Annotated in this window: 12 protein-coding genes; 10 read left to right on the forward strand and 2 right to left on the reverse strand. The window is 52.7% G+C overall.

The window, feature by feature from the left end; all coding sequences use genetic code 11:
• Positions 1 to 52 precede the first annotated feature (52 nt).
• The 9 genes from glmS (at position 53) to ACYVHB_RS12100 (ending at position 6557) form a co-directional block, all read left to right on the forward strand.
• Positions 53 to 1894, forward strand: a complete 1842-nt coding sequence (glmS, locus tag ACYVHB_RS12060; RefSeq protein ID WP_461051981.1) for a glutamine--fructose-6-phosphate transaminase (isomerizing) — start codon at positions 53 to 55, stop codon at positions 1892 to 1894.
• Positions 1895 to 2006: 112 nt separating this feature from the next.
• Positions 2007 to 2267: a type II toxin-antitoxin system Phd/YefM family antitoxin gene (locus ACYVHB_RS12065; protein WP_461051982.1), complete on the forward strand. Its 261-nt coding sequence runs from the start codon at positions 2007 to 2009 to the stop codon at positions 2265 to 2267.
• Positions 2264 to 2662, forward strand: coding sequence for a type II toxin-antitoxin system VapC family toxin (locus tag ACYVHB_RS12070; protein WP_461051983.1), 399 nt, complete (start codon positions 2264 to 2266; stop codon positions 2660 to 2662). Before ACYVHB_RS12065 ends, ACYVHB_RS12070 begins: the two co-directional genes overlap by 4 nt.
• 65 nt (positions 2663 to 2727) lie before the next feature.
• Positions 2728 to 2970: a hypothetical protein gene (locus tag ACYVHB_RS12075; protein ID WP_461051984.1), complete on the forward strand. Its 243-nt coding sequence runs from the start codon at positions 2728 to 2730 to the stop codon at positions 2968 to 2970.
• A complete protein-coding gene (locus tag ACYVHB_RS12080) occupies positions 2951 to 3265 on the forward strand; it encodes a PIN domain-containing protein (RefSeq protein ID WP_461051985.1) in 315 nt (104 codons plus the stop codon). Before ACYVHB_RS12075 ends, ACYVHB_RS12080 begins: the two co-directional genes overlap by 20 nt.
• 210 nt (positions 3266 to 3475) lie before the next feature.
• Entirely contained in the window at positions 3476 to 4057 is a 582-nt protein-coding gene (locus tag ACYVHB_RS12085) for a Uma2 family endonuclease (RefSeq protein ID WP_461051986.1), read from the forward strand.
• Positions 4058 to 4190: 133 nt separating this feature from the next.
• Entirely contained in the window at positions 4191 to 4763 is a 573-nt protein-coding gene (locus tag ACYVHB_RS12090; protein ID WP_461051987.1) for an RNA polymerase sigma factor, read from the forward strand.
• Positions 4735 to 5439 (forward strand): hypothetical protein, encoded by a 705-nt coding sequence (locus ACYVHB_RS12095; protein ID WP_461051988.1) that lies wholly within the window; start codon positions 4735 to 4737, stop codon positions 5437 to 5439. The genes ACYVHB_RS12090 and ACYVHB_RS12095 overlap by 29 nt, the downstream gene beginning before the upstream one ends.
• A 2-nt stretch (positions 5440 to 5441) precedes the next feature.
• Entirely contained in the window at positions 5442 to 6557 is a 1116-nt protein-coding gene (locus tag ACYVHB_RS12100; protein WP_461051989.1) for a hypothetical protein, read from the forward strand.
• Positions 6558 to 6615: 58 nt separating this feature from the next.
• On the opposite strand, the gene ACYVHB_RS12105 is transcribed toward ACYVHB_RS12100, so the two are convergent.
• Both ACYVHB_RS12105 and ACYVHB_RS12110 read right to left on the reverse strand, forming a co-directional pair.
• Complete coding sequence (locus ACYVHB_RS12105) at positions 6616 to 8094, reverse strand: amidohydrolase (RefSeq protein ID WP_461051990.1); 1479 nt, start codon at positions 8092 to 8094, stop codon at positions 6616 to 6618.
• 42 nt (positions 8095 to 8136) lie between these two features.
• Positions 8137 to 8379, reverse strand: a complete 243-nt coding sequence (locus tag ACYVHB_RS12110) for a hypothetical protein (protein WP_461051991.1) — start codon at positions 8377 to 8379, stop codon at positions 8137 to 8139.
• 196 nt (positions 8380 to 8575) lie between these two features.
• Here ACYVHB_RS12110 and dndC point away from each other — a divergent pair, with 196 nt between their 5' ends.
• Complete coding sequence (gene dndC, locus ACYVHB_RS12115; RefSeq protein WP_461051992.1) at positions 8576 to 9913, forward strand: DNA phosphorothioation system sulfurtransferase DndC; 1338 nt, start codon at positions 8576 to 8578, stop codon at positions 9911 to 9913.
• Positions 9914 to 10036 lie beyond the last annotated feature (123 nt).

Consider the following 10036-nt stretch of genomic DNA (forward strand, 5'->3'; position numbering starts at 1 on the left):
CTTTTTACGTTTACTTTACTTTCTGAATAAACTGTATTCGATCAGTAAAATTATGTGCGGAATTGTGGCATACGTGGGGCACCGGGAAGCGTGTCCGTTGGTGATAAAAGGCTTGAAGCGACTCGAATACCGGGGCTACGACAGCGCTGGTGTTGCCCTGATGCATGAAGGGAACCTGAAAGTTTACAAGAAGAAGGGCAAAGTTGCTGCGCTGGAAGCTGAATTGGCGGGTCGTGAGACGCATGCCACCATCGGCATGGGTCACACCCGCTGGGCCACCCACGGCGAACCCAACGACGTAAACGCCCACCCGCACTACTCGTTTCACCGGAAGTTAGCCATTATCCATAATGGCATCATCGAGAACTACGCGGCCATTAAGCAGGCGCTGCTCAAGAAAGGGCATACGTTCGAGAGCGAGACCGACACGGAGGTGCTGGGCCAGTTTATTGAGGATATCTGGGAGAACAGCGCGGGCGGTACGCTCGAAGAAGCCGTGCGGCTGGCCCTTCAGGAAGTCGTTGGTGCCTATGCCATCGTGGTTATGAATGCGGCCGAACCTACCCAGCTCATTGCGGCCCGTAAAGGCTCACCGCTGGTGATTGGGGTGGGAGAGAACGAGTTCTTCCTGGCATCGGATGCTACGCCCATCGTGGAGTACACTAAAGACGTAATCTACCTGAATGATTTGGAGATTGCCGTAATCAAAAACGGCGAACTGACCGTGGTGACGCTGGATAACGCGACTACCACGCCCTACGTCCAGACGATTGAGATGGAGTTGGCCGCCATCGAAAAGGGTGGTTTTGACCACTTCATGCTCAAGGAAATCTTTGAGCAGCCCCGCTCCATTGCCGATTCCATGCGCGGGCGCGTCAACGCCGACGACGCTATGGTGCAACTGGGCGGTCTGCGGGACTACATGGATAAATTAGCCAAATCCGAGCGGATCGTGATTGTTGGCTGCGGTACGTCTTGGCACGCGGGCTTGGTAGCCGAATACATTTTTGAGGAACTGGCCCGGATTCCCGTCGAGGTGGAGTACGCATCCGAGTTCCGGTACCGCAACCCAATCATCAAAGAAGGCGATATTGTCATTGCCATTTCGCAGTCGGGCGAAACGGCCGATACGCTGGCCGCTATTGAACTGGCGAAATCCAAAGGCGCTACCATCTTTGGTGTCTGCAACGTGGTGGGTTCGTCCATTGCCCGCGCTACTCATGCAGGAGCGTATACCCACGCCGGGCCGGAGATTGGCGTGGCCAGTACAAAAGCATTTACGGCACAGGTAACGGTGCTGACGCTGATAGCGCTGGCAACAGCGCAACGTAAAGGCACCATTTCCGACTCGCTGTTCCGGCTGTTGCTGGCCGAGTTGGAGAGCATTCCGGCGAAAGTGGAGCGGGTGTTGCAGGCCGCTGATAAGATTAAAGAGATTGCCTACATTTTCACCTACGCCCGAAACTTCATTTACCTCGGTCGGGGCCTGAATTTCCCCGTGGCGCTGGAAGGGGCGCTGAAACTGAAAGAAATCAGCTACATCCACGCCGAGGGTTACCCGGCCGCCGAAATGAAGCACGGCCCCATTGCCCTCATCGACGAGGACATGCCGGTGGTGGTGATTGCCACGAAAGACTCGTCCTACGAAAAAGTCGTTTCCAATATTCAGGAGGTGAAAGCCCGCAAAGGCCGCGTCATCGCCATCACGACCGAGGGCGACACGAACCTGCCCGGCATGGTCGACTTCACGATTGAGATTCCGAAAGTTCACGAGATCCTGATGCCGCTGATTTCGGTGGTGCCGCTGCAACTGTTGGCATACGACGTGGCTGTGATGCGCGGCCGCAACGTCGATCAGCCGCGGAACTTAGCCAAGTCGGTAACGGTGGAGTAGACGATCAGCGGGTGAGTGGGGGATTCTTACCCAGTTTTTCCAATTTACCCTATCTGTACACTTACTCGATTCGCTATTTTCTTGACAAGTTGTCAGGAAAACAGTAAGTTTGATGATGAAATTACGACAGAGAATTATGGAAGTAATGACCGTAGGGGATTTGAAGTCCCACTTTTCGGAGGTTCTTGAGAGAATAAAAGCGGGTGAAGAAATCGCTGTCACTTTTGGGAAAAAAAAGGAAATTGTGGCCTATCTGATTCCCAGATCAGCCCGGCAACCCGCCAAACGTAAACTGGGTCTGTTGGCGGGGACGGGAAAGGTAACGTTTGCGCCTGACTTCAAACTTACCGAAGATGAATTTCTGGGCGTATGAAGTATTTGCTTGATACGCACACGCTGATCTGGGCAGTTACGAAGCCTCAGAAATTGTCTGATACGGTGAAGACTATTCTGGAGAACACCACAAATGACGTTGTGGTAAGCGCAATTAGTTTTTGGGAGATTTCACTCAAGTTCAGTATTCAGAAACTAACGCTGGAGGGCTTGACACCCGAAGATTTTCCGAAAGCAGCCGTTGACACTGGGTTTCGTTTACTGAATTTGGATGGAACAACGGCCGGGTCATACCACCAGCTTTCGGCCACGCATCACCGCGACCCGTTCGACCGCATGTTAATCTGGCAAGCCATTCAGCATGATTTTCGGCTAATCAGTAAGGATTCAACCGTTAAGAAATACAAAAGTGAGGGCCTGCGGGTAGTCTGGTAATTCGTTTTCACTTTCATTGAGCAGCCCGAAAGTTGTTATGTTTGGGCAAATAAGTTGATACGACCATGAGCATTACCATCGACATTGACGAGCAGCTACTGGCCGACCTGGGCCGGGATGAGGTTGAGCGGGAGTTTAAAAAGACCATTGAACGGCTGGAACTCCGCAAATTAGCCCGGCAAATGGCCGATGACCTCAAAGACATTGACCTGACGAATGACCCTGACTGGCAAAAAGCCCGCGAAGAAGCCTGGAGCGATTATCGTCAGCGCCATAAATTAGCCGCTGATGGAAGCCGACAGGGTTAATTACGTGCTGGATGCCAATGTAGTAATGGCTATTCTCATTAGTGGTAAAGCCTATCATCGTGAGGTACTATCGAATACGAATTGCTGTTCCATAGATTTCGTTTATGATGAGATAAAGAAATATGAAGCAGTTATTCGGGCTAAAGCCAAATTGTCGGAAAGAGACTTACAACGGTTTGTTTTCGACATATTTGGCATGATAACGGTTGTTTCTTATAAGCCGTTGCACACGGGCGTGCGCCGAAAAGGCTTCCGAAATATTCTATTGTTCGACGAGTTTCTGGACTCGATTTGACCGAACTGTGCCGTTGCAACTGCTGGCCTACGACGTAGCCGTGATGCGGGGCCGCAACGTGGATCAGCCGAGGAACTTAGCCAAGTCAGTGATGGTGGAACAAGAAAATAGATCGTTTACAGTCGTTAGTCAGTAAACGCCCGGCTGCTGTGGCTGGGCGTTTTGTTGTTCAGAGCCTTGTGGTGTAGCTTTACAAAAAAGACGAGTACTATGGAAGCGACGGTGCTGGAAAAGAAGGACGTTGTCGAGACCGGGGAAGTGCGAATTTCAATGACCAAAGAGCAGTTCCTGCAATGGAATCCTGATGAGGGATTCTTATACGAATATGACAACGGCTTTGCCGTACAGGCGACAGGCATGAAGAAAAAAGAGCGGTACATCATTCGCAATATTCAGAAAGCATTTCGAAAAACGTCGGCTTTCGCAGAAGACGCATATCTGTACGAAGAAAATGACGTTTGGGTAACAGAAAGCCAGAAACGAATCCTGGACATGGCGTTTTTTACGGATGCTCAAATCAAAGAATCGCTGAATGATGACGTGGAACCGATCCCTTCGTTTGTCGTAGAGTTGATTTCGCCGGGCGACAAATCCGACAAGATCGAAACGAAAATTATTGAGTATTTCACGGCGGGCGTACAGGTAGTCTGGCATGTGCATCCGGCCCTGCGCATGATTCGGGTGTTTACCTCCGTTCGGTCAGCCGCCAGCTACTTTGAAGACGACGCGTTCAGTGCAGATCCGGCTGTTCCGGGTTTAGAAATGACGGTCAGCCAGTTATTCGCCTTGTAAGAGCAGTCGTTCAGACAAACCATGAACCACGCCACCGCCACGCAGCGGTGGTCTTTTTTTGTGGCTCAGGCAACCCTTTCGCCGGAGTTGGCATTTCTGTCATTGAAACGATCCCATTCCACCAGCCACCACCATGCTCCAGCAACTTGTCGAACAGTGCCAGCGGGGCAACGCCTTCGCCCAGAAACGGCTGTTCGATCAGTATGCTAACCGGTTGTTTCGGGTGAGCCTGCGCTACGTCAGCCATGAGCCGGACGCGGAGGAGGTGCTGATGAATGGCTTTCTGAAGGCGTTTCGGGCCATCGGCGACTTTACGTACCGCGACGGCAACGGACTGGAAGCCTGGCTTCGGCGGATCGTTGTCAACGAAGCGTTGCAACACCTGCGGGCTAACCGGAGCCTGCCGGTGTTTCAAACCGATGACGCTGCCGATGGGCAACCCGGCTTGGACTGGCCCGATCCAGCCCCGCTGCCCGACGCCGGTCTGGACGCAGAATGCATCTACGCGCTGATTCGTGAATTGCCACCCGGTTACCGAACGGTATTCAATCTGTACGCCATTGAGGGATACACGCACCGGGAAATCGCCGATCAGTTGGGCATCTCCGAAAACACATCGAAATCACAGTTGAGCAAAGCGCGGGCTTTGTTGCAGGAACGATTAATCGCCAACGGCTATGAACGGGAAACCCGACGAACCTCTTGACCAATGGGTGCGGCAATCGCTCGACCGGCTGCCCGACGCCCCCCCGCCCGGTACCACCTTCGACGCTGGGCGGCTTTGGAATCAGCTACAGCCCGAACTGCAAAACCCGGCTACCCATCGGCGTGGCTGGGTTGGCTGGGCGGCTGCGGCCTGCCTCGTTAGTGTGCTGCTGGGTTGGTTGTGGATGAAGCAGCAACCAGAATCAACGCGTCGCACGGTGGCCAGCGTTGCACGCCTAAACACACCGGTGTCGATCAGGTCGGAACAAGGCGCTACGGCCAAAACTGATCTATCTGAATCGGTACCCCCAACAAATGTCCGCCGGTCTTTCCGTCCATCTGCCCGGCATTCGGAGCGGATGGTAAAGGCCTTGCCCACTGTTATACCCGCCAACGAATCGGCCGGGTCGATAGCTGCCGTGACAGATTCACCGATGATTGCGGACACGAAATTACCGGTGGTGACGCAAACGGAAACCGCTGCCAGCACCGCCATTGCGCCGAAGCGCCGTTTTCGGGTGGTGCATCTCAACGAACTACAGGCCGAAGAAGCCATACGCCCCAGTCCGCACCGGACGGATCGTTTTGTTCGGCTGGGAATCGGAGACAATGGGCAACCTGTGCCGGAAGCCGCTCATCCCACAATTACCTGGCCATTAACCAATACAAACCAATAATCATGCGCATTCTCCATCAGATTGTTATGCTCGTGTTGAGCGTAACCGGAACTACTATCGCCCAACAATCGGGATCTCACCTGCTCATTCCGGGTCATAAACACAAGTTTCAGGGTCTGAGTCACATTGAAATTGATCTGGGTCAACGCAATGCGCTGCTCGTCGGCTTAGACCGGTATGCGCAGGTTCGGGCGCGGCAGAACGTGGATTCCGTGCTCCGGCTGTTCGTAACTGATTACCGAAAAATAGCCGACACAACGCAGAACCCAACGCGCACAACCCACGCCTTATTTCGACTGGGCGAAACCGACCGAACGCTTGATCTCCGCTTCACGCCACAATTGACCGAGTCGTTTCGGTTTCGCAACCAAAACGCTCCGCTTGCAGTGAAAACCCAGCAGGATACGGTGCAGATCGTTTGGGCGTCCGATTCACAAATTGACAGACAGAATAGGAAAGTTGATTTGCCGGAGCAATTCAGCCTGTATCTGTTCGTCAACAGCGTAGATGAGATTGACGCGTTGCTGAAGCGGGGCGGTATTAATGGTACTCTGCAAACGGCGCTCGAATCGGTGCGGCAGTACAAAGGCCATGACCTGACGGACCCGAAAATGTCGTTCGATATGACGCAGGGAGCCGATCAGAAAGCGCAGTTCATCGGGCCGGGTCTGGCGCGTGCTCCGTTCATCAGTATTCAACCGGGAATTGGTGTTGGGTTAGTGCGCAATCAGTGGGTGCCGTCGCTCAATCTTGATATCCAGTTCATTCCTAACCGAAATCGGAGCGTTAGCTACGGCATCGGTTACGTGTCTAATTTCTTCTTTTCGCAATCGCTCGGCGATGGACGGTTTCAATCATTCAGAAACGACTTTCTGACCGTGGGCGTCGCCTTCTACAACTTAGAGAAAAACGACAAAGCCGCATCGTTCAGCCGCCAGATTGCCGCCTTCACCATTGGCGTACCCGTGCACCGCAGCGGGCTATACGTCGACCGGAACACGATCCGACTGGGCGGCACAGCCTACCAAAAGGGATTATTTAAGGTGCAGCCCGAACTTTACATGAACGGGTTCTTCAAAAAAGTGTATCCTGGATTGAAATTAGTGGTGGGGCTGTGAAATTAAGAGCAAATGAGCGATGGCTGTCCACTCACTTGCTCCTTCGACTTACGACTTCCTATTTCCGGTAATCCAGCGCGGGTTTGCGGTCGCCGAGGAGGGCTTCGTACTTGAAATTAGCCCCGCGTTTCTGCGTCCATTCAGCGCGGGCCTTCTCGATAAGCGCGGGCGTTTTGTACAAATCCAGCGCCGTCAGAGCCAGCGTTTTGGCCGCCACGATCATGCCCTTCTGCCCGATGCTCATGCCACTGGCGGCCGTCGACTGCCAGCTATGCGCCGATGACCCCGGCACCCACGTTGCGGTTTGCAGACCTACGGTCGGCACGGCCCAGCTTACGTCGCCCACGTCGGTGGAGCCGCCACTGGTCGCGCTTTCCGACGCGTCGCGGAAGTCTTTAACCAACCCCGCGTTGGTAATGGGCACTTTCTGCTCGCCCAGGGTCTCGCTGATTTTTCCGGCGAAGGCTGTTTCTTCGGGCGTGTAGGTGATGCCGCCAACGGTTTTGAGGTTCTGATGCATCACTTCAGCCAGCGCCACGTTTGGCAGGATGTTGAACACGCCCCCCAGAATTTCCCAGTCGACTTTAGTTCCTGTTCCTTTAGCCGCGCCCTCGGCCGCGTTTTCGATCCGTTTCCAGACACTTTGCAGAATGTCGCGGTCTTTATGGCGGGCGTAGAAATACACTTCGGCGAAGGCCGGTACCACGTTGGGCGCATCGCCCCCTTTGGTGATGACGTAGTGAATGCGGGTATCCTGCGGCACGTGTTCGCGCATCATGTTGACCATGTAGTTCATGGCTTCCACGCCGTCCAGCGCCGACCGGCCGCGCTCGGGCGAAGCTGCCGCGTGGGCGGCAATACCCCGAAACCGGAATTTGGCGTTCTTATTAGCCAACGACGTACCCGCATCAGCCGAATTCTGCGAACCAGGGTGCCAGTGCAGCACCACGTCTACATCGTTAAACAAACCTTCGCGTACCATGTAGACCTTGCCCGCGCCCCCTTCTTCGGCGGGGCATCCGTAGATTTTGACCGTTCCAGCGTGACCCGACGACTTAAGCCAGTTTTTGACTTCGACCGCTGCCGCCACCGACGCCGTCCCGAACAGGTTATGCCCGCAGCCGTGCCCGCCTTTCTGTCCGGCAATGGGCGTGAATTCGGGTTTGGCTTCCGTGGCCAGACCGGGCAGCGCGTCATATTCGCCGAGGATACCGATTACCGGCTTGCCCGCACCATACTGCGCAACGAAGGCCGTAGGAATGCCCGCTACGCCCGCCGTGACGGTAAAGCCTTCTTTGCGAAGTTGTTCCTGCAACAGTAGCGAGCTTTTTTCTTCCTGATAACCGAGTTCGGCAAAGTCCCAGATTTGCTTCGAGAGGGCCGCGTATTCGGCAAACCGCCCGTCGAGGTTCGCGATGATCGTTTGTTTGTCGGGGCTGCGGTCAGCTTTGTCGGGTGCAGAGGGGTTTTTTTTCGCCTTCTGCGCAACGAGCAGATGGGGTAGTAATAACGCAAGCAATAGGAGACGTGTGGTCATGCAGTTTGGATATCGAAGGGTTATGAGATAGATTTTGGGTTGTCAATTGAGCGTTCGGCGCATCAGCAGGAGGAGCGAATGGGGCTTTGCGGGGGTGCCGTCTTCGGCTTCGAGGGCGGGCAGCAGCAGGCCGAGCAGATTCAGCAGGCGACTGAGTAGTTGGTCCTGCCGGGAAATGCGGGCCGTAAGTTCCTGCAACAACTCTTCATGACGGTCAACCTTAATCATCAGATCGGTCAGCTTCATCTCCAGCCGGTCTAAGCGTTCCTTATCGTGTTCGGACATGTTGGGTTAGTTTGGTGTCGTTTGACAGTCAGTGAATATAGTTGGCAAAATAAAGAATTTGTGGCTCATCAATAGTCACTGACTGTCAAGTGTTATTTCTAAAGCACAGAAAAGTCCCGCTTCAAAAGGGGTTTTTACGAAATTAAGGGTTTGTTAATTGCTTGCTTTCAGGATAGCTTTGTCAAAAGCAGTCCCCATGACATTAGTAGATAAGATAAAATCAATTCAGCACGAGATTCGTGAGCAATACCTTTCTGATGATACCCCGTGGGTTGTTGGTTATTCAGGAGGCAAAGACTCAACGGCTGTATTGCAACTGATTATGTACGCGCTGGCTAAACTGCCCCCTGAGCAGCTTACCAAAGAAATACATGTCCTGTCGAACGACACGCTGGTTGAGAACCCTGCCGTGGTAGCTTACATTGACCAGCAACTGAAACTGATTGAGCGCATTGGCCGTAGTAAGTTGTTTGGCCACCGCCCAGACTTGTTTCAAGTGTTTAAGTCGGTTCCTAAAATAGAAGACCGGTTCTGGATTAATTTGATTGGTAAAGGCTACCCCGCCCCAAATCGTTGGTTCCGTTGGTGTACCGAACGGATGAAAATTAATCCAACAAATGACTACATCTTGCAAACCGTCAGTAAACACGGTAAGGCTATCATTGTATTAGGAGCGCGTAGGGAGGAATCGACTAATCGGGCGCAGTCGATTGACAAATATGATCTGAAGTCAATTAACGAGAACCAGCGGTTGCGTAAGCACACGCTGGCCAACGCTTGGGTGTATGGACCCATTTCAGATTTGACAACGCAGGAGGTATGGGGGTATCTAATGCAGGTGCCCAACTTTTGGGGTGGAGATAACAAACGGTTGATTGCTATGTACAGAAACGCGTCAGATGGCGCGAATGAGTGTCCATTGGTAATTGACACATCCACGTCAAGTTGTGGCAGCAGCCGGTTTGGGTGTTGGGTTTGTACGGTTGTGGACCGGGACAAGTCGATGGAAAACTTGATTGACAACGGTGAAGAATGGATGCTACCTCTGCTGGAATTACGTAATCTGCTGGCCGATTATCGCAATGACACAACTAAGCGAATGGAGGTTAGCCGGGCCGGGAAAGATCACATGGGACCGTTTCGCTACGACGTTCGGGCCGAATTATTGGCTCGACTGTTACAGGCTGAAACCAAGGCCGGGCTTCAACTGATTAGCCGCAATGAATTGGCAGCTATTCAGATGCAATGGAATTATGATGGATGTTTTGATTATTCAGTCGATGATATTTACTTTCAGGTTAAAAACCAACGAATTATGCTCGACCACTCGCTGGGGGCTGAGCGCGAACGGGAGGAGTTGGACCTGTTGCGCGAAGTAGCTGCTGAACACGGCTTCAACCCGGACCACATCCGCGAATTGATGATGACCGAACGGGACTTTGTTACGTTCCTGCGTCGCCGAAACATCTTTGATGATATTCATAAAAAGATTGAGCGGTTTACAAAAGAGGAAGTTGCAAAGCAGCCGGCTTAAAGTACAGTATAATTGCCAAATCAGTTTTAAGTAATCAAGCAGAATTAAGTTTGATATTAGTTTGAGTATTTTTCATGATGAGTTTTGTGAAATTGATGGTGTACGTTGAACCATACTCTTTAA

The sequence above is a fragment of the Spirosoma arcticum genome, from assembly GCF_054779955.1.